Annotated in this window: 19 protein-coding genes; 9 read left to right on the forward strand and 10 right to left on the reverse strand. The window is 75.8% G+C overall.

Going from position 1 to position 18,569, the window contains the following annotated elements:
* The first annotated feature begins 46 nt into the window (after positions 1-46).
* Genes DER29_RS06285 through DER29_RS06305 form a run of 5 tightly spaced genes read left to right on the forward strand, consistent with a single transcriptional unit; the run spans position 47 to position 5,256 of the window.
* The gene (locus DER29_RS06285; protein WP_121396467.1) at positions 47-889 is read left to right on the forward strand and encodes a hypothetical protein; all 843 of its coding nucleotides are present in this window, start codon (positions 47-49) and stop codon (positions 887-889) included.
* Entirely contained in the window at positions 886-1,452 is a 567-nt protein-coding gene (locus DER29_RS06290) for a DUF4129 domain-containing protein (protein WP_121396468.1), read from the forward strand. The genes DER29_RS06285 and DER29_RS06290 overlap by 4 nt, the downstream gene beginning before the upstream one ends.
* On the forward strand, positions 1,449-2,960 hold the full coding sequence (locus tag DER29_RS06295; protein ID WP_233599658.1) for a DUF4350 domain-containing protein: 1,512 nt from the start codon (positions 1,449-1,451) through the stop codon (positions 2,958-2,960). Before DER29_RS06290 ends, DER29_RS06295 begins: the two co-directional genes overlap by 4 nt.
* Entirely contained in the window at positions 2,957-3,949 is a 993-nt protein-coding gene (locus tag DER29_RS06300; protein ID WP_121396469.1) for a MoxR family ATPase, read from the forward strand. The genes DER29_RS06295 and DER29_RS06300 overlap by 4 nt, the downstream gene beginning before the upstream one ends.
* The gene (locus DER29_RS06305; protein ID WP_121396470.1) at positions 3,946-5,256 is read left to right on the forward strand and encodes a DUF58 domain-containing protein; all 1,311 of its coding nucleotides are present in this window, start codon (positions 3,946-3,948) and stop codon (positions 5,254-5,256) included. The genes DER29_RS06300 and DER29_RS06305 overlap by 4 nt, the downstream gene beginning before the upstream one ends.
* Here DER29_RS06305 and DER29_RS06310 read toward each other — a convergent pair.
* Positions 5,247-6,209: a stage II sporulation protein M gene (locus DER29_RS06310; RefSeq protein WP_233599659.1), complete on the reverse strand. Its 963-nt coding sequence runs from the start codon at positions 6,207-6,209 to the stop codon at positions 5,247-5,249. The two genes, DER29_RS06305 and DER29_RS06310, sit on opposite strands and share 10 nt — an antisense overlap.
* A gap of 33 nt (positions 6,210-6,242) precedes the next feature.
* On the opposite strand from DER29_RS06310, the gene DER29_RS06315 reads away from it, so the two are divergent.
* From DER29_RS06315 to DER29_RS34470, 4 genes are all read left to right on the forward strand, one after another.
* A complete protein-coding gene (locus DER29_RS06315; protein ID WP_233599660.1) occupies positions 6,243-7,271 on the forward strand; it encodes an RDD family protein in 1,029 nt (342 codons plus the stop codon).
* Between the two features lie 65 nt (positions 7,272-7,336).
* Positions 7,337-7,789 carry a hypothetical protein gene (locus DER29_RS06320; protein ID WP_121396472.1) on the forward strand — a complete coding sequence of 151 codons (453 nt, stop codon included), beginning with the start codon at positions 7,337-7,339 and terminating at the stop codon, positions 7,787-7,789.
* On the forward strand, positions 7,786-8,658 hold the full coding sequence (locus tag DER29_RS06325) for a tetratricopeptide repeat protein (protein ID WP_121396473.1): 873 nt from the start codon (positions 7,786-7,788) through the stop codon (positions 8,656-8,658). Before DER29_RS06320 ends, DER29_RS06325 begins: the two co-directional genes overlap by 4 nt.
* Positions 8,646-8,813: a hypothetical protein gene (locus DER29_RS34470; RefSeq protein WP_199729487.1), complete on the forward strand. Its 168-nt coding sequence runs from the start codon at positions 8,646-8,648 to the stop codon at positions 8,811-8,813. The genes DER29_RS06325 and DER29_RS34470 overlap by 13 nt, the downstream gene beginning before the upstream one ends.
* Before the next feature lie 87 nt (positions 8,814-8,900).
* On the opposite strand, the gene ahcY is transcribed toward DER29_RS34470, so the two are convergent.
* The 9 genes from ahcY to DER29_RS06370 all read right to left on the reverse strand — a co-directional run bounded on the left by ahcY (position 8,901) and on the right by DER29_RS06370 (position 18,443).
* Positions 8,901-10,400 (reverse strand): adenosylhomocysteinase, encoded by a 1,500-nt coding sequence (gene ahcY, locus DER29_RS06330; RefSeq protein WP_121396474.1) that lies wholly within the window; start codon positions 10,398-10,400, stop codon positions 8,901-8,903.
* Between the two features lie 324 nt (positions 10,401-10,724).
* A complete protein-coding gene (manA, locus tag DER29_RS06335) occupies positions 10,725-11,888 on the reverse strand; it encodes a mannose-6-phosphate isomerase, class I (RefSeq protein WP_121396475.1) in 1,164 nt (387 codons plus the stop codon).
* A 3-nt stretch (positions 11,889-11,891) separates the two neighbouring features.
* On the reverse strand, positions 11,892-12,878 hold the full coding sequence (locus DER29_RS06340; protein ID WP_121396476.1) for a cation diffusion facilitator family transporter: 987 nt from the start codon (positions 12,876-12,878) through the stop codon (positions 11,892-11,894).
* Positions 12,879-12,954: 76 nt separating this feature from the next.
* A complete protein-coding gene (locus tag DER29_RS06345) occupies positions 12,955-14,151 on the reverse strand; it encodes an SIS domain-containing protein (RefSeq protein WP_121396477.1) in 1,197 nt (398 codons plus the stop codon).
* Positions 14,148-14,330 carry a Trm112 family protein gene (locus DER29_RS06350; protein WP_121396478.1) on the reverse strand — a complete coding sequence of 61 codons (183 nt, stop codon included), beginning with the start codon at positions 14,328-14,330 and terminating at the stop codon, positions 14,148-14,150. Before DER29_RS06350 ends, DER29_RS06345 begins: the two co-directional genes overlap by 4 nt.
* A 62-nt stretch (positions 14,331-14,392) precedes the next feature.
* Positions 14,393-15,775 (reverse strand): phosphomannomutase/phosphoglucomutase, encoded by a 1,383-nt coding sequence (locus DER29_RS06355; RefSeq protein WP_121396479.1) that lies wholly within the window; start codon positions 15,773-15,775, stop codon positions 14,393-14,395.
* Positions 15,776-15,844: 69 nt separating this feature from the next.
* Positions 15,845-16,993 carry a hypothetical protein gene (locus DER29_RS06360; protein WP_121399047.1) on the reverse strand — a complete coding sequence of 383 codons (1,149 nt, stop codon included), beginning with the start codon at positions 16,991-16,993 and terminating at the stop codon, positions 15,845-15,847.
* A 323-nt stretch (positions 16,994-17,316) separates the two neighbouring features.
* Positions 17,317-18,027: an endonuclease V gene (locus DER29_RS06365; protein WP_121399048.1), complete on the reverse strand. Its 711-nt coding sequence runs from the start codon at positions 18,025-18,027 to the stop codon at positions 17,317-17,319.
* A 26-nt stretch (positions 18,028-18,053) separates the two neighbouring features.
* On the reverse strand, positions 18,054-18,443 hold the full coding sequence (locus DER29_RS06370) for a hypothetical protein (protein ID WP_121396480.1): 390 nt from the start codon (positions 18,441-18,443) through the stop codon (positions 18,054-18,056).
* Between the last annotated feature and the right edge of the window lie 126 nt (positions 18,444-18,569).

Raw genomic sequence — 18,569 nt, forward strand, 5'->3', positions numbered from 1 at the left:
CGCGTGCGCCGTCACGCGCCACCGCCGTCCCTCCCCAGGAGTACGCGTGCCCGACGCCGGCCCGACCGCCGTGCTCCCGCGCCGCCCCCTCACGGTCGGCGAGCTGCTGGACTCCGCGGTCCTGCTGCTGCGCGGCCAGGCCCGGGTGCTGGTGCCGGTCGCCCTCGTGCTGGCCGTGGCCGAGCAGCTCCTGCTGCACCCGCTGCGGCTCGCCGCCGGCACGGCGCCACCCGCCTGGCTGCCGGAGTTCGGGCGGTTCGGCGCGTACTGGCTGCTGCTGGCGGTGGGCGCGGCGACCGAGGCGGTGATCGTCCTGCTGCTCGGCAACCCGGCCGCCCGGGCCGCCGGGGCCGCGCTGTTCGGTCGCGCCGCGGGCCCCCGGGAACTGCTCCGCCCGGCCGGCGCGCGCTGGGGCGCCACCGCGCTGCTCGCCGTCGGAGTCGGCGTGCTGATGTGCGGGGTCGCGCTGTTCGGGCCGGCGTGGATCGTCGGGTTCGCCCTGCTCGGCGCCGTGGCGCCGGCACTGGTCGTCGACCGGGTGCACCCGCTGCGCGCCCCGCTGCGCGCCGCCGCCCTGGCCGTCCGCGCCGCCGGCCGGGCCGGCTGGATCCGGCTGCTCGGCTACCTGGTGTGGTGGATCGTCCGCGTCGGCCTCGGCGTCGGCGTCTACCTCGGGCTGGACTCGTTCGACCTCGTCAACCGCCCCTGGGCCGGGTGGCTGTCGCTGGCCGTCTGGGCGGGCGTGAACAGCGTCGCCTACCCGGCCCTGGCCTGCCTGGACGCGGTGCTGCACCTGGAGACCCGGATGCGTACCGAGGGGCTGGACATCCGGCTCTCCCGGGCCCGGGCGGGCACGCCGGAGACCGTCCTGCTGGCGGCCGGGCGATGAGCTTCAGCCGGTGGTGGACCGAGACCACGGCGGCGCTCGGCGACCGGGTGCCGCTGTCCCTGGTGGCGCTGCTGCTGGTGCTCGCCGCGGTACTGGTCGCGGCCGGCTGGTACACGTTCCCGGCCTGGGTTCCCCGACGGTTGCCCCGGCTGCGCCGACGCCGCCGGAAGACCTCGCCGCCGGACGCCCCGCCGCCGGTCGTCCCCGCTCCCCGCGAGCCCGAGTTGCCGGCCGCCGCGTACGTCTCCCTCGCGGACCGGCTCGCCGCCGAGGGCCGGTACGCCGAAGCCGTCCGGGAGCGGCTGCGCGCGATGGTCCGGGAACTGGCCGCCCGGGGCGTTGTGCAGCCGCAGCCCGGCATGACCGTCGCCGAGCTGGTGGGGGCCGCGACGGACACCCGGCCCCAGGTGGGCCCACCGCTGAGCGCCGCCGGCGGGATCTTCTCCGAGCTCTGGTACGGCCAGCGCCCCGCCTCCGCCGAGCACGACCACCGGATGCGGGAGCACGCCGCCGACCTGGACCGGGTGCTGACCGGCCGAGCCGAGGACGGGCCACGACCATGAGCGCACAGGCCACCGCCGTCCCACCGGCGCCACGCGCGGACGCCGCCCCCCGGCGACGACGCCGCCGGCACCGGCTGCTGATCCCGCTGGGCCTGGCCGCGGCGCTCCTGGCCACCACCCTGATCACCCACTCGGTCGACCAGCCCGACCCCGGCGACCGGGGTTTCCTCTCCCCGGCCGCGACCGGGGGCGACGGCGGCAGCCGGCTCGCCGACGCGCTGCGCGAACAGGGCGTCACCGTGCAGCGGGAGACGGACACGCTGCGCGCCCTGCTGGCCGCCCGAAGCGGCGCGGCCACGCTCTTCGTGCCCGCGCCGGAGCTGCTGCACCCGGACACGATCGGCGCGTTGGACTCGCTGCCCTCGACCACCAGGCTGGTGCTGGTGGACCCGCCGCGGCGGGTGCTGGAGGCGGTCAGGCTGCTGCCGGTGGAACCGGCCGGCCGCCGGTGGGCCGCGCAGGCGGTGGGGCCGGACGCGCGCGGCCTGCCCTGCCCGTTGCCCGAGCTGCGCCAGCTCGGACGCGTGGCGGTCGGGCTGCAACGCTACGCGCTCGCCCCGGGCGCGTCGGCGCCCGTCCGGTTCTGCTTCGCCGACGGGCTCGCCCTGCTGTCCCGGGTCCCCGAGAGCACCGTGGCGGTGGGCGCCAGCGACCCGTTCCGCAACGACCGGATCGACGAGTGGGACAACCGGGCGTTCGCCACCGCGCTGCTCGGCGGGCCGGGCCGGGTGGTGTGGCTCGACCTGGACGGCCCCGAGCCGCCGCCGGTCTTCGGCGACGGCGACACCGGCAGCCCGGCCTGGTCGCCGACGCCGGGCGGCTCCACCGGGAACGGCGGCCCCGGCCGCGGCACCGGCACCGGGGACGGCACCGGCGACGGGCGCCCCGGCGACCCGGCGGACCCGGGCGGGGAGCCCGACGACGACAGCGACAGCGAGGGCCGCGACGACTCCCGGGCCGACAGGCCCGACCCGCCGAACCCGCTCTGGTCCGCCTTCCCCGCGTGGCTGTGGGCGTTGCTGGCCCAGCTCGCCGTGGCCGCCCTGCTGGCCGCGCTCTGGCGGGCCCGCCGGCTCGGCCCGCCGGCGGTGGAGCCGCTGCCGGTCACGGTCCGCTCGGCGGAGACGGTGCTCGGCCGGGCGCGGCTCTACGAGAAGGCGGGCGCCCGGGACGCGGCCGCGCGGACCCTGCGGACCGCCGCCCTGGACCGCCTGACGCCCCGGCTGCACCTGCCGCCGACCGCGCCGCCGGCCGACGTGGCCGCGGCGGTCGCCGCCCGCACCGGCGACGACCCCCGGTGGACCTACGAGGTGCTGCACGGCGCCGGGCCCGAGACCGACCAGGACCTGCTGGACCTGGCCCGGGCGCTGGACCGACTGACCCGCGTCGCCGCCCCGCACGCCTCCGACGGCCCGCACCCGCCCGCCGAGGCACCGCCGCCGGCAGCCGCCGGGCCGCACCCGCCAGCCGCACCGCACCCGCACCGAGCCGAAGGAGACCCCCGGTGACCCGACCCGCCGGCACCGCCGAGCCGCCGACCACCGACCCCGTCGACCCCCGCGCCGCCCTGCACCGGCTGCGCGCCGAGGTCGCCAAGGCGGTCGTCGGGCAGGACGCGGTCGTCACCGGCCTGGTGATCGCCCTGCTCTGCCGCGGGCACGTGCTGCTGGAGGGCGTGCCGGGCGTGGCCAAGACCCTGCTGATCCGCACCGTGGCCACCGCCCTCGACCTGGGGTCCAAGCGGGTGCAGTTCACCCCGGACCTGATGCCGGGCGACGTCACCGGCTCGCTGATCTTCGACCCGCGCACCGCCGCCTTCACCTTCCGCGAGGGGCCGGTCTTCACCAACCTGCTGCTCGCCGACGAGATCAACCGGACGCCGCCGAAGACCCAGTCGGCGCTGCTGGAGGTGATGGAGGAGCGGCAGGTCTCGGTGGAGGGCGAACGGCGGGCGCTGCCCGACCCGTTCATCGTCGCCGCCACCCAGAACCCGATCGAGTACGAGGGCACCTACCCGCTGCCGGAGGCGCAGCTCGACCGGTTCCTGCTCAAGCTCACCGTGCCGCTGCCCAACCGGGACGAGGAGCTGGGCGTGCTCCGCGCGCACCACGCCGGCTTCGACCCCCGCGACCTGGGCGCCGCCGGCGTACGGCCGGTGGCCGACGCGGCCGACCTGGCGGCGGCCCGGGCGGCGGTCGGCCGGGTGCACGTGGCGGAGCCGCTCTTCGGCTACATCGTGGACCTCTGCCGGGCCACCCGTAACACCCCGGCGCTGGAGCTGGGCGCCTCGCCCCGGGGCGCCACCGCGCTGCTCAACACGGCCAAGGCGTGGGCCTGGCTGGCCGGCCGCGACCACGTCGTACCGGACGACGTGAAGGCGGTCGCCCGGCCGACGCTGCGGCACCGGCTGCGGCTGCGCCCCGAGGTGGAGCTGGAGGGCGTCGGCGTGGACGCGGTGCTGGACACGGTGCTCGCCACCGTGCCGACGCCGCGATGACCTGGCGGGCGGCGCTCCTGCTGGCGGTCGGCGCGCTGACCCTGCCGGCCTGGCCGTCGCCGTTCGTCGGGCTGCTGGTGATGACCGGGGCGGTGCTGCTGCTGGTGCTGCTCGACCGGGCGCTGGCCGCGCCCCCGGGCGCGCTCACCGCCGCCCGCGAGGGGGACCGCGCGGTCCGCCTCGGCGGCACCGCCACCGTCACGCTGCTGCTGCACAACCCCTCCGGCCGTACGCTGCGGGCCAAGGTCCGCGACGCCTGGGTGCCCTCCGCCGGCGCCCGCCCCGACGTGCCCCCGGCGCGGCTGGTACGCGTCGAACCGGGCACGACCGTGGCGCTGCCCAGCCGGCTCACCCCCGTGCGGCGGGGCGACCGGCCGGCGGTGGCGCTGACGGTGCGCTCGTTCGGGCCGCTGGGGCTCGGGTTCCGGCAGCGCTCCGGCCGGCCGGCCACCCCACCGTGGACGGTGCGCGTGCTGCCCCGCTTCGACTCCCGCCGGCACCTGCCGGAGAAGCTGTCCCGGCTGCGGGTCATCGACGGCACCCAGGTGAGCCGAGGGCGGGGTCAGGGCACCGAGTTCGACACCCTCCGCGAGTACGTGGTCGGCGACGACGTGCGGTCGATCGACTGGCGGGCGAGCGCGCGCCGGGCCGACGTCCTGGTGCGCACGTGGCGGCCGGAGCGGGACCGCCGGCTGCTCTGCGTGCTGGACACCGGGCGGACGTCTGCGGTGCGGGTCGGCGACGAGCCCCGGCTGGACACCGCGATCGACGCCGCGCTGCTGCTCACCGCCCTCGCCGCCCGCGCCGGCGACCGGGTCGACCTGCTCGCCGCCGACACGGCGGTGCGGGCCACCGTCACCGGCACCGGCGGGCCGGCCCTGCTCTCCCGGGTGGTGCACGCCCTCGCCCCGCTCCAGCCGACGCTGGCGGAGACGGACTTCGACCTGATCGCGGGCGAGCTGCTGCGCCGGCAGCGCCAACGCAGCCTCGTGGTGCTCTTCACCGCGTTGGAGGCCGGCGCCCTCGGCGAGGGGCTGCTGCCGGTGCTCCCCCGGCTGGCCGCCCGGCACAAGGTGGTGATCGCGGCGACGCACGACCCGGTGCTGACCGCCCTCACCACGGGCGTCCCGCAGCGCCCGGGGGACGTTTACGCCGCGGCGGCGGCCTGGCGGGCGCTCGCCGAACGCGACCGGGTCCGCGCCGCCCTGGGCCGGCACGGCGTGACCGTGGTCGACGCCCCGGCGGGCCGGCTGGCCCCCGCGCTGGCCGACACCTACCTGCGCCTGAAGGCCCTCGGTCAGCTCTGATCAGGCTCGGCGGCGACGGCACGGCGACCGAGGACCACCACGTACGCCAGGAAGGCGAGCCAGACGGCGGCGCCCGCGGCGACGCGGAGCGGAACCGGCACGGGCGCGGGGGTCACGAACGCCTCGATGACGGCGGAGACCGCGAAGAGCCCCACCAGCCCGACGGCGACCAGGACGCCCTCGCGTCCCGCCCGGGCCACCGCCTGCCCCCGGGTGAGCTGCGTCGACGGTGCGATCCACGCCCACCCGATGCGCAGGCCCACCCCGGCGGCCACGAAGACGCCGGTGAGTTCCAGCAGCCCGTGCGGGGTGATCAGGCCGAAGAAGACGTCCGCGCGGCCGTAGGCGACCATCACCCCGCCGACCACGCCGATGTTGAGCGCGTTCTGCCAGAGCAGGTAGAGCACCGGGACGATCAGCACCCCGGCGGCGAGGCACTGGGCGGCGAGCCAGGCGTTGTGCGTCCACAGGTGGAAGGCGAACGTCGGCGCGGAGAACTCGGTGTAGTAGCCGGCGAAGCCGGACTCGACCAGGTCGGCGGCCGCCGCGTCGCCGATGAAGGCCGCCGCCGTCTGCGGGTTGCCGGCGACGAACCAGATGAGGAAGAGGCTGAGCAGGCTGAACCCGGTCGCGACCCCGCACCACCAGGGCCAGGCGCGGTAGACCGCAGCGGGGAAGCCGGCCACGAGGAACCGCCCGACCGCCGCCCACGACGGGCGCGGGCGCCCGGTGAGCCGGGCCCGCGCGCGCAGCACCACCTGGGAGAGCTGGCTGACCAGCGCCGGGTCGGGTGAGCGGCTGCGCAGCACCGACAGCTGGGTGGTCGCCCGCTGGTAGAGGGCGACCAGCTCGTCGACCTCGGCGGCGTCGAGCCGGCCGCGCCCGGAGAGTTCCTCCAGCCGTCGCCACTCCCCGCCGTGCTCCGCGACGTACGCGTCGAGATCCACCGTCACCCCCGTCCGGCGATCATAGTGTTCACTGTCGGGGTGAGAGCACAACCGCGACCGCCGGCCCGACCCGCCCCGTGGGGCGACGCCGGGCTGGTCAGCGGGGAGGCCGTGGAGCTGGACGTCCGGGCCGCCCGCATCGGTTCCCGGGTGCTCGCGCTGCTGCTCGACGTCCTGGCGCAGGCGGCCCTCATGCTGGTGCTCTCCATGAGCGTCGGCGTCGCGCTGCTCAACCTGCCGGAGGGGCTGGTCGACGGCGCCCTGGCCGGCGGGCTCGCGACGGTGGGCCTGATCGTGGTGCTGGTCGGCTACCCGGTGCTGTGCGAGCGGTTCAACCACGGCCGCACGCTGGGCAAGATGGCGGTCGGTCTGCGCGTGGTCAGCGCCGACGGCGCTCCGGTCGCGGCGCGGCAGTCCCTGATCCGGGCGCTGGTCGGCGTGGCCGTGGAGTGGCCCGGTCTGGTGCTGCCGCTGCTGAGCTGGGTGGCCGGGGTGACGGTGATGGTGACCGACCGGCGCGGGCGTCGACTGGGCGACCTGGTGGCGGGCACGCTGGTCGTGCACACCCGGACGGCGACCGCCTGGCGGCCCGTCCCCACGGCGGTCCCCGCGCTGGCCGGCTGGGCGGGCACGGTGGACCTGAGCCGGCTCGACGACGGCCTGGCGTTGGCCGCCCGCCAGTACCTGGCCCGGGTGCACCAGCTGGCGGAGCCGGCGCGCGGGCAGCTGGGGCGCGGGCTGTGGACCGAGGTCTCGGCGGTGATCGCGCCGCCCCCGCCACCGGGCATGCCCGAGTCGGTCTACCTGGCCGCGGTCCTCGGCGAGCGGCACCGGCGGGCGCGCTACCGGCTGGGGCTCGGCCGGTCGGCCGCCGCGACGCTCTGGCCCGAGCTGGTGTCCGGACCGCCCGGCGCCACCTCCCGGCCCGGCCCGGTCCGGCCGGCGGCGCCGGACCTCGCCCTGGTGGCCGCGCCCGCCGTGCCGGCGCAGGCCGCCCCGGCGCTACGACCGGCGGTCGTACCGGCGATGCGGGACGACGCCCCGTCCACGGTCGACTCCCACACCTGAGCCGCGGCGCGGAAGCGGGCCGGGCGCCGGCTGTGGCAGGATCCGGCTCGCCCCTACGAGACAGGATGACCGTGGCTGACGACCTGTTCACCCCCACGATCGCGCCGCCGACGTACGAGGTGCGACGCCCGCCGTGGCGGCCCCAGTCGCTGATCTTCCCCGCCGTGTTCGGCGGTCCGACGGCCGTCACCGTGCTGGCCCTGGTCAACGGGCACCGGCTGGGCGTGTCCCGCCCGGCACGCCTGGCGGTGCTCGGCGCCGGGCTGGCCGCGCTGTTCGCCCGGCTGACGATCACGCTCGCGATCTTCGACGACGGCGGCAACCGCCCCGTACGACTGGTCGGGGCGCTGGCCGGCGGGCTGGTCTGGCTCGTCGCCGCCACCACCCAGAAGCGACAGTTCCGGGCGTACGAGCTGCGTGGCGGCCAGCCCGCCTCGCTGTGGCTGCCCGGTCTCGGGGCGGTGCTCCTGCTCGGCTTCACCGAGGCCGTGCTGGTCTTCCTGGTGGCCGCCGCGTGACCGCCCCGGAGATGCAGCTCGCCCGGGTGGCCCAGCTGCTGGAGGTGAACCGCCCGGAGCAGGCCCTGGCGGAGGTCGACCGGCTGCCCGCCCCGCTGGCCACCAGCCTGCTCGCGTTCCGGCTGCGGGCGGGCGCACTGACCGTGCTCGACCGCTGGGACGACGTGGTCGCCGTGGCCCGGCAGGGGCTCGCCGAGCACGGCCCGGACGCCGAGCTGCTCGGCCGGCTCGGCCTCGCGCTGCGGCACCGCCGCGAGCACCACCTCGCCGAGCGGGCGCTGCTGGACGCGCTCGCCATCGAGCCGGAGAACCCGTGGCTGCTCTGCCAGTACGCCGACCTCTGCTGCGCCGTCGGCCAGACCGACAAGGCGGAACGCCTGGTGGCCCGCGCCGCGGCGATCGTCCCGGACGCGCCGGCCGTCTTCGCCTCCCGCTTCCAGCTCGCGTACGCCCGGGGCGACGACCGGGCGGCCGAGCGGGTCGCCGGGGAGTTCCTGGGGGCGTGGCCGGGCAATCCGGTGGCGCTCGCCCTGCACGGCGTCGCCGCCGCCCGGCGCGGCCGGGTGGGCGACGCCCACCGCGCCTTCGGCCAGGCGGCGGCGCACGACCCGACCGACGCCGACTACGCGGACGCCGCCTGGGAGACCCGGGTGTACGCGCACCCGCTGCTGCTGCCGTTGCGCCCGCTCTACCGGCTGGGGATCTTCCGGACCTGGCTGCTCGCGGTCGGCACGATCGTGCTGCTCAGCGCCGCCGGCCTGAACGTGCTCGGCGGCCTGTTCGCCCTGGCCTGGATGCTCTTCTGCGTCTGGTCGTGGATCGCTCCGCCGCTGGTCCGCCGGATGGTGCTCGGCCGGTGGCGGTCGTGAGGGCGTTCGGGCCGTGGCTGGCCGTCCTCGCCGTGGTGCTGCTGCTCGACGCGCTGCGCCTGCGCACGCTGGCGGCCGTGGTCTCGGTGGCCTGGCTCGTCTGGTGCGTGTGGAGCTGGATCCGCCCCGCCCGTCGCCGCTCCCCCCGGGACTGACCGCCCGGCGGCGCGCGCCCGCCCCGGAACGCCGACCGGGCCGGGCCGCTGGAAAAGAAGCGGCCGGCCCGGTCGGTGCGGTGCGTGTCAGTACCGGTAGTGCTCCGGCTTGAACGGGCCCTCCACGGAGATGCCGAGGTAGGCCGCCTGCTCCTTGGTCAGGGTGCTCAGCTTGGCGCCGAGCGCCTCCAGGTGCAGCCGGGCGACCTTCTCGTCGAGGTGCTTCGGCAGCACGTAGACGCCGATCGGGTATTCCTCGGTCTTGGTGTACAGCTCGATCTGGGCGATCGTCTGGTTGGCGAACGAGTTCGACATCACGAAGCTCGGGTGGCCGGTGGCGTTGCCCAGGTTCAGCAGGCGGCCCTCCGACAGCACGATGATGGCGTGCCCGTCGGCGAACTTCCAGAGGTCGACCTGCGGCTTGATGTTGACCCGCTCGACGTCGGAACGCTTCGCCAGGCCGGCCATGTCGATCTCGTTGTCGAAGTGGCCGATGTTGCCGACGATGGCCTGGTGCTTCATCCGGGCCATGTGCTCGTTGGTGATGACGTCGAAGCAGCCGGTGGCGGTGATGAAGATGTCGGCCTTGTCGACCACGTCGTCCAGGGTGGCGACCTGGTAGCCGTCCATCGCCGCCTGGAGGGCGCAGATCGGGTCGACCTCGGTCACCACGACCCGGGCGCCCTGGCCGCGCAGCGACTCGGCGCAGCCCTTGCCGACGTCGCCGTAGCCGAGCACGACCGCCATCTTGCCGCCGATCAGCACGTCGGTGGCCCGGTTGATGCCGTCGATCAGCGAGTGGCGGCAGCCGTACTTGTTGTCGAACTTGCTCTTCGTCACCGAGTCGTTGACGTTGATGGCGGGGAAGAGCAGGGTGCCGGCGCGGTGCATCTCGTAGAGCCGGTGCACGCCGGTGGTGGTCTCCTCGGTCACGCCCTTGATGCCGGCGGCGATCCGGGTCCACCGCTGGCCGTCCTCGGCGAGCGAGCGGTGCAGCACACCGAGGATGACCGCGTACTCCTCGGAGTCGGCGGACTCGACCGGCGGCACGGCGCCGGCCTTCTCGAACTCGGCGCCCTTGTGCACCAGCAGGGTGGCGTCGCCGCCGTCGTCGAGGATCATGTTCGGGCCCTGCCCGTCGGGCCAGGCGAGCACCTGCTCGGTGCACCACCAGTACTCCTCCAGGCTCTCGCCCTTCCAGGCGTAGACCGGGACGCCGGCCGGGGCCTCGGGGGTGCCCTCCGGGCCGACCACGATCGCGGCGGCGGCGTGGTCCTGGGTGGAGAAGATGTTGCAGGACGCCCAGCGGACCTGCGCGCCGAGCGCGACCAGGGTCTCGATGAGGACGGCGGTCTGGATGGTCATGTGCAGCGACCCGGTGATCCGGGCACCGGCGAGCGGCTGGGCGTCGGCGAACTCACGACGGATCGCCATCAGGCCGGGCATCTCGTGCTCGGCGAGCTGGATCTCCTTACGCCCGAACTCGGCGAGCGACAGATCCGCCACCTTGTAGTCGCCCTCGGCGAGAGTGCTCGGCCGGGCCTCGGACGGCGTGCCGCTGGCGGACGCCGGGAGGGTGCTGGTCATGAAATCTCCTGTCGGACGATGTGCTGCGCGACCATTCACCTTACGCTCGCGGACCGCTGCCGCGAGGACCGGCCGGTGAAGAGAGCACGAAGACATCAGCGGACAGCGCACGGGGCGGTCGGTCGTGAACGGTGTCCCGTTCACCAGCCGACCGCCCCGTGCATCCCCCCGGTTTGGTTCCCCCGCGCGTTGTCGGACCTTCGTCGCGATAACGCTGCGTACTCATAGAGTCACACTCGGCCAGAGCCGAGTCAAGCTATTCCGGGAAAGTCGGACTTGCGCCGCCGCCCGACGCCCCAGCTCCACCGTCCGACGCTTCGCGCCTCAGCGCAGGCCGCAGCTCGCGACGTACGCCTCCCCCGCGCCGCCCAGGCGCAGCGGTCCGGCGGCGGCGCTCCCGACGGCCGCCCGTCCGGGCGCCAGCGTCACCGCGCCGGCCCCGTCGTCGACGGAGACCTCGCCGGAGCGGCAGAGCACCACCCGGGGCCCGGGCACCTCGACCGTCACCTCCGGCAACCCCGCGCCCACCGTCACCCGGTGCAGCGCGAAGTCCTCCACCGGCACCGGCCAGGTGACCACGCCCGGGGCGAGGACCAGCGGCGGCACCACCGGGTCGCGCAGCACCTCGAAGCGCAGCACCCGCAGCAACTCCTCGACGTCCACCCGCTTCGGCGTCAGCCCGCCGCGCAGCACGTTGTCGCTGGCCGCCATGATCTCCACGCCGGTGCCGCGCAGGTAGGCGTGCAGGTTGCCCGCCGGCATCCAGATCGCCTCGCCCGGGGCCAGGCGCACCCGGTTGAGCAGCATCGCCACCAGCACCCCGGGGTCGCCCGGGTAGGCGGCGGCCAGGTCCCGGGCCAGTTCCGCGTCCGGCCCCGCGACCGGCGCCGACGCCACGGCTGCCACCAGCGCGTCGCGCCGGTCGGCGGGCCAGGTCAGCAGCAGTCGTACGGCGTCGCGCAGGCCCGCCGGCCCGGTCCGCAGCGCCGCCAGCACCGGCTCCAGCGCGGGTACGCCGAAGCCGGCCAACGCCGCCGCCGAGACCGCCGGGTCCCGGAACCCGCAGAGCGCCTCCATCGGCGAGAGCGCGACCAGCAGCTCCGGCTTGTGGTACGGATCGACGTAGTTGCGCTGCCCGTCGGGGCGGGCGGCGTCGGCGGCGTGCCCGGCGCGGGCCTGCTCGGCGTCCGGGTGCGCCTGGAGGCTCAGCGGGGCGTCCGCGGCGAGCACCTTGAGCAGGAACGGCAGCCGGGTGCCGAACCGGCCGACCAGCCGCTCGCCGAGCCAGTGGTGCGGCTCGGCGAGCAGCAGGTCGGTCAGGCTCACCCGGTCACCGTCGCGGTCGACCAGGGCCGGGCCGCCCGGATGGGCGCCCAGCCACAACTCGGCCTCCGGGCCGTCGCTCGGCGCCGGGCGCCCCTGCAACTCGGCGATCGCCGAGCGGGACCCCCAGGCGTAGTCGCGGATCGGTCCGTGCAGCAGTTCCACCGGTCAGCTCCCGGGCCGCCCGGCGACCTCACCCGGCTCGGCGGGCGACGCGCTGCCGGCACCTGCCCGCTCGGCGGTGGCGCGGTAGATGTCCGGCTCCAGGTAGATCACCCGGGCGCTCGGCACGGCGGCGCGGATCCGACCCTCGACGGTGTCGATGCTCTGCGCCAACACCTCTGCGGTGACGCCGGCCGGCACGGCGACCTTGGCGGCCACCATCAGCTCCTCGGGGCCGAGGTAGAGCGTCTTCATGTGGATGATCCGCTCGAACTCGGGGCCGTCGGTGACCGACTTCTCCAGCGCGGCGACGTCGTGCGCCTCGGCGCCCTCACCGAGCAGCAGGCTCTTGGTCTCGATGGCCAGGATGATCGCGATGACCACGAGCAGCACACCGATCATCGCGGTGCCCGCCGCGTCCCACCGGCCGTTGCCGGTGATCAGCGTCATGCCGACGCCGAAGAGCGCGAAGACCAGACCGACCAGCGCGCCCAGGTCCTCCAGGAGCACCACCGGCAGCTCGGGGGCCTTGGCGCGCCGGACGAACTTCACCCAGGACTGGTTGCCCCGGACGAGGTTGGACTCGACGATGGCGGTGCGGAAGGAGAAGATCTCCATGATGATCGCGGCCACCAGTACGGCGACCGGCACCCAGTGCCACGAGGTGATGCCCTCGGCGTGCGACCACTTGTGGTACGCCTCGTAGAGGGCGAACAGGCCACCGACGCTGAACAGCACGATGGAGACGATGAACGCGTAGATGTAGCGCTCCCGGCCGTAGCCGAAGGGGTGCTGAGGGGTGGCCGCGCGCCTGGCCCGCCGCCCGCCGAGCAGCAGCAGCCCCTGGTTGCCGGCGTCGGCGACCGAGTGGACCGACTCGGCCAGCATCGACGACGACCCGGTCAGCAGGAACGCGACGAACTTGGTGACGGCGATGCCGGAGTTGGCCAACAGGGCGGCGACGATCGCCTTCGTACCACCGTTGGCGCTCACGCCGTCGCTCCGTTGTGTCGCGCGGCACCGCCGGGCATCGGCGCGGCGCGCCGCTCGACCCGTTCCCTGCTATCGCTCACTGGTTTGCCAGCTCCTTCATTTCGGTGATGGCCGGCACGGCCATCGGGTCCAGTCCGTGTGCCAGGGCGAGGTAGATCGAGGCGAAGTCCGGCACGGCGACCAGCGAGGCGAGCCGCTCCAGCGCGGAGCCACCCTCGGCGGTCACCACGTCGCAGCGCACACCCCGCCGCTCGGCGAGGGTCTGCACGGCGTCCGCGCGGCGCTCCTCGACGTCGAGGGGCTCGTCGGCGTCGTCCTCCGGGTTCAGCCCACCGTCACGCAGCAGCACCAACCGCAGCCGGGTGCCCGACGGCGCCTCCGCGTCGGGATCGGCGAAGATGTCGCGCTCCCCCTCGGCCAGGCCGCCGAAGACGCCGTCGAGCAGGCCGACCCGACCGCGCCCCGCCTCGCCGAGCGCCCCGCTGACCACGGGGTAGCGGGCGTTGGCGGACAGGGTGTCGCCGAACCGGCGGGCCGCGACCGTCGCCAGCGGCGACGATCCCCAGACGATCGGCACCGAGCCGGCGAGGCCCAGGGCCAGCGACTTCGCCGGGTTGACGAAGGACTCGGCCGTCGGACGGCAGCGGTCGGCCTCCGCGTCCAACCGGGCCGCGGTCTCCGCCAGGTCCGCCTCGTTGACCTTCACGAGCCCGAGCGTACGGGCGGCGAGCAGGACCGGCACGGTGAGCGCCCAGAGGCTGGCCCGGGCCGGGGCGCGCCGGGGCACCGGGATGAACGGCGCCCGGGCCCGCTCGGCCACGGACTGCAACTGCGAGTCGGGCGCGCCGACGGCGACCAGCCGGGCGCCCCGCCGGTGCGCGGCCTCGGCGGCACCCAGCGCCTCGGGGCTGCGACCGGACGCGCTGACGGCGATGACCACGTCGGCGGCGCCCACCCAGCCGGGCACGCCGGCGCTGCGGTGCGGGATGACCGGCACCGGGCAGCGCGGCCCGGCGACGGTGGCCAGCACGTCGCCCGTACGCCCGGCGGTGCCGATGCCGGCGATGACGACCGCCCGGGGGCGGCCCTCGTCGGCGAGCACCTGGAGGTTGGCCTCGGCGGCCAGGGCGGCCGTCTCGCGGACCTGCGCCCCGGCGGAGGCGGTGTGCCGCAGCATCCCGCCCGGGTCGTGCTCGGCCAGCGCGGCCGGGTCGTCGAGAAGTGCCTCGTCGGGCTCGCGACGGCCGCTGACCCCGGCCGCACCGTCGATCATGACTGCTCCGAAGGGCCGCGCGCCTCGTCCAGCAGCAGCACCGGCACGTCGTCGCGGACTTCGAAGATCCGGCCGCACTCGGTGCAGGTCAGCGTCTGCGCCTGCGCGTCGTAGTCGAGCGGGGCGTGATGCGTGTCCGGACAGGCGAGGATTTCCAGCAACTGCGGGTCCAGGGCCACGGCGCGGCTCCTTCCACGTATGCGGTCTCACCGATCGACGGTGCCGACCGGCGCAGGCGATCTTATCGGCGAACCCGGTCGAGCACCTCGTCACGGAGGGCGGCCATCCGCTCCCGCGTCGGGGCCTCGACGTTGAGCCGCAGCAGCGGCTCGGTGTTGGAGGCGCGCAGATTGAACCACGCGCCGTCCGGGAAGCGCAGGGTCAGCCCGTCCATCTCGTCGGCGTCGGCCTGCGGGTACGCGGCCCGCACCTCGGCCACCTTGGCGGCCTGGTCTGCCACCGTCGAGTTGATCTCGCCCGAGGCCACGTACCGCTCGTACTCGCTCGCCAGCACGGACAGCGGCAGCGACTGCTCGCCCAGGGCCGCCAGCGTGTGCAGCGCGGCGAGCATGCCGGTGTCGGCGAACCAGAAGTCCCGGAAGTAGTAGTGGGCGGAGTGCTCGCCGCCGAAGATCGCGTTCGTCCGGGCCATCTCCGCCTTGACGAAGGAGTGCCCGACCCGGGAGACGACCGGCTCGCCGCCGTGCTCGCGGATGATCTCCGGCACCGCCCGGGAGGTGATCAGGCCGTGGATCACCGTCGAGCCGGGGTGCTTGGCCAGCTCGCGGGCCGCCACCAGGGCGGTGATCGCCGACGGCGAGACCGGCTCGCCGCGCTCGTCGACCACGAAGCAGCGGTCGGCGTCGCCGTCGAACGCCAGGCCGATCTCGGCGCCGTGCTCGATCACCGCGCGCTGGAGGTCGACCAGGTTGGCCGGGTCCAGCGGGTTGGCCTCGTGGTTGGGGAAGGTGCCGTCGAGTTCGAAGTAGAGCGGCACGATCTCCAGCGGCAGCGCCGGCAGGACGGTGTCGCCGAGCACGGCCGGGACGGTGTAGCCGCCCATCCCGTTGCCGGCGTCGACGACCACCTTCAGCGGACGGATGCCGGAGAGGTCGACCAGCTGCCGCAGGTACGCCGCGTAGTCGGCCAGCAGGTCGCGGCGCTCGGCCGGCGCGACCGGCGTCCCGGTCGGACGCTCGCCCTTGTCCAGCAGGGCCTGCGCCCGCTCGCGGATCTCGGCCAGCCCGCTGTCCTGCCCGATCGGGCGGGCCCCGGACCGGCACATCTTGATGCCGTTGTACTGCGCCGGGTTGTGGCTGGCGGTGAACATCGCGCCGGGCAGCCCCAGCGCCCCGGAGGCGTAGTAGAGCATGTCGGTCGAGGCGAGGCCCAGCTCGACGACCGCACGCCCCTCGGCGCGCACGCCGGCGGCGAAGGCGGCGGCCAGACCAGGCCCGGTGGCGCGCATGTCGTGCGCGACGAGCACCGCCTCGTCGGGCTCGCCGAAGCCGTTCAGCACCTGCGCGAAGGCCGCGCCGAGGGCCTCGGCGGCCTGCTCGTCCCACTGGTCCGGCACCGTCCCACGGACGTCGTAGGCCTTCACGATCTGGGACAGATCAGACACCGGTCTCGCTCCTTGCGCCGCAGGTCCTCAACGGCCTGAGCGTATCGGAGGGGCGCCGCGCGGCCCGGCTCAGCCGGGGAGCCGGGGCATGAACACCGTGTGGTCGCCACCGCCGGTCTCCGGCGGCGGGTCACCGGGCTTGCCCTGGGCGGGCGGCACGGGCGGCGGCGCCCCGTACTGCCCCGGCACCGGGGGCGCCGGCCTCGGGCTGGCGGGCGGGGCCGACACGGGCGGGGAGGTGGGCGCGCCGGGCACCACCTGCGTGGCCTCCGGGGCGGGTGCCGGGCGGCTGCCGTACACGCCGCCGGCGGGGCGCGGCGCGGGCGTGCCGCCGTACAGGCCGGGGGCGGGAGGCTGCTGCCCGTACACCTGGCCGGGTGGGCCGGGGGCGGCGGCCGGGCCCTGCCCGGAGCGGTAGGTGGTGCCGCCGGGGTTGCGGGGCAGCGGGACGTGGCCCGGGTCGGCCGGCTCCTTGTCCGCCCGCGAGCGGCGGAACAGCAGGACGATGAGCAGGATCCCGACGGCGACCATGGCGATGCCGAAGAACATGACCACCGAGCCGCCGGAGGACTCCTCCTCGGCGGCGGCGTTGCTGACGGCGCCGGCGCCCTGGCCGGCGGCCAGGCTCGGGTCCGCCGCGCCGGCCCGCACCTCGGTGGCGACCGCGCTCGGGGTCGGCGACGGCTTCTTCGAGGGCTTCGGCGTGGGCGAGGGCGTGGCCGGGTCGCCGACCACCCGGGACGCCACCGCGCCCCGGCCCAGGGCCCGCCCGAGCGCGTCGCTGGCCGCGCCGCTCACGGTCAGCCGGCCGCCCGACACCTCGGCGGCGAACGCCACCCGGTAGCGCACCGTGATGCTCTTGCCCTTGCACAGCCTCGGGTTCAGCGGCGAGGTGGCCGACGTGGCCGCGCTGCCCCGGCCCCCGGAGAGCGGCACCGGGAACCAGCGTCCGCCCACGTTGACCTGCGCGCTGACCTGGTCGGCGCGCAGGCCGGCCAGGCGCAGTCCCAGTGCGGTACGCAGCAGCACGCAGCCGTCGCTGCGCTTGCGCACCTCGATCGAGACGCCTCCGGCGGAACCGCCGGCGGTGAAGCTGCCGGCCGAACGCACCCGGACCGAGTCGCCTGCGGCGAGCGCCGGCGTCGCGCCGAGCGCCACCAGGCCGCCCAGCAACGCGCAGACCGTCGCGAGCCGCGCCGCGTGCCGACGTACCGCCATGATCACCTCGCCGTTCCTCCCCCGACGGGGGTCCGCCGGTCAGGCTACTACCGGGCCCGGTAGGAGCCCGGTCATTGAGCGCCCCGGATGTGCGCCGTATTACCCCGCGACCCGGTCCGCGTACCTGGCCGGCGGCGGGACGCCTCGCGCGCCGGTCGGGCCGGGGCCGCCGGAACCGGTGGCGGCTTCAGGCGGCGCGGGCGGTCGTTCCGTCGGCGGCTTCATGCGGCGCGGGCGGTCCCTCCGGCGGCGGCCCCCGGATGGCGGGAGCGGCCCCTCCGGGGCGGTTTCAGGTGGCGCGGGCGGTCGTTCCGGCGGCGGCTTCAGCTGGCACGGGCGGTCGCTTCGGCGGCGGCCAGGGCGTCGCGGCAGAGCCGGTCGGCGGTCCGGGTGGTCTCCGGCAGCCGGTAGCGCGGCGTCAACGCCAGCACCCGCACGGTCGCGTCGTCGAGGCTCATCCGGTAGCCGACGCTGACGAAGACCGGCTTCACGCCGTCCCGGGTACGCAGCACCCGACCCACGATCTCGTCCCCGTCGCGCAACGGCGCCCACGAGCCCCGGCGGTCGGCCGGCGGCGTCCACTCCCCCAGCAGGGGCGTCTTGCCCACACCGATGGCCGGCAGGCCGGTCACCACGCCCAGGTGGCAGGCGAGCCCGAACCGGCGCGGATGGGCCAGCCCGTGCCCGTCGCAGACCAGCAGCTCGGGCCGCACGGTCAGCCGGTCGAGCGCGTCGAGCAGCGCGGGCAGCTCACGGAAGGCGAAGAGCCCCGGGACGTACGCGAACGCGGGCCGGCCCACGCTCACCGCCGAGTCGACCACCGCGAGGGTCCGGGCGTCCAGCACGGTCACGGCCGCCGCGAGCCGGTCGCCGCTCTCGGCGTATGCCACGTCCAGGCCGGCCACCGTCGCGGGCTCGGCCGGACCGGGTCCGACCAGGTCCACCAGCGGCCGCAACCGCTCCTGTACGGCCAGCGCCTCCGCCACGCTGCCCGGCGCGACCGCCCGAGGGTCCGGCGCCCCGGTCGTCCCCACCCGCACGGCCCGGGGTTCGCCCGACGTCACGACGCCCCGTCGGTACGCGGCCTGTCGGCGTCCTGCCCGTCGGTACCCGGCTTCCCGGCACCCTCCGGGCCGACTCGCTGCCGCTCGGCGCCCTGCCCGTGAGCATTCCGCCCGTCGTCGTCCTCGCTGCCGGGATCGCTGACCGCGTCCTTACTGTCGTCGTCCTTACTGTCGTCGTCCTTACTGTCGTCGTCCTGGGTGCTGCCGGCTCCCAGAGCGACGGCGAAGGCCACCCCCATCGCGATGCCGACGCCCACACCGGCGGCCCCGTCCAGTGCGGCCAGGCCGATGGTCAGACCGAGCAGGAGGCCGACCGGCCAGGTCCAGGTGTTGGAACGCCACCTACTAGCGCCGGACGACTTCTGCCCATTGTCTGATTCAGCCATTTCGCCATGGTATTCCGGCCCGGCAAGCCAACCTGCATCTGCGCCTCTTTGCGACGGCGGGTTACCAGCCGGCTGGGAGCAGGAGACGCACCTCGGTTCATAGGTGACCGCTGGTCCAGCAGCACT

Source organism: Micromonospora sp. M71_S20 (assembly GCF_003664255.1).
Lineage (GTDB): Bacteria > Actinomycetota > Actinomycetes > Mycobacteriales > Micromonosporaceae > Micromonospora.